The organism is Mycobacterium sp. 1245111.1 (assembly GCF_001673405.1).
Lineage (GTDB): Bacteria > Actinomycetota > Actinomycetes > Mycobacteriales > Mycobacteriaceae > Mycobacterium.
Map to the genome: position 1 here is coordinate 1 of NZ_LZLV01000066.1, position 630 is coordinate 630.

Here is a 630-nt window from a genome sequence, read left to right on the forward strand (position 1 = left end):
CGGTGATGAGCACCTATCAGGGCGTCGCGGGTGCGGCGGTCGCGTCGGCGCCACAGTCCGAACCGGCGCCGACGATCGTGAAAGCGGCGGCGTCCACGGATCCGTCGACGCCCCCCGCGTGGTTCGAGGAGTTGCAGAGCTACTTGGAGGGGCTGTTCCCCCAACCCTCGTATCCGGATCCCAGCCAGTTCCCGCTGTATCAGCAACTTTTGGACTTCTTCAACGAGATCGGCTACACCGGCGTCAACGACCCTATCGGCACCTGGCTGCAGGGCCTGGACCCGTCGTGGTTGCCGCCGGTCGGGGTGCCCGGTTCGTGGCTGGCGTTCAGCGGTGACCCGCTGGCCTACCTCAACCCCGCGACCATCGCCTACGTCCTATCGGTGCCGCTGGACCCGGGGTCCTACATCGCGTTCACCGGCATCGTCATCGTCGACGACCTGCTGGCGATCGCCTACACCGCCGCCTTCAACCCGCAGGCCCTGATCCTGGTCATCCCGGCGGCGATGGTGGAGATCGTCGGATCGACGATCGGCAACACCATCCAGGTGCTGCACTACATCCTCGATTCGACGCTGGCCGTGGCCCTTCCCGCGCTCCTCCCGCTGGCGACCGCGTCGCTGGTTCCCC

At 67.1% G+C, this 630-nt stretch carries 1 pseudogene; it reads left to right on the top strand.

Annotated elements, in window-relative coordinates:
- Positions 1–630 (top strand): annotated as a pseudogene (locus tag A5658_RS28420) (hypothetical protein); the annotation flags it as partial.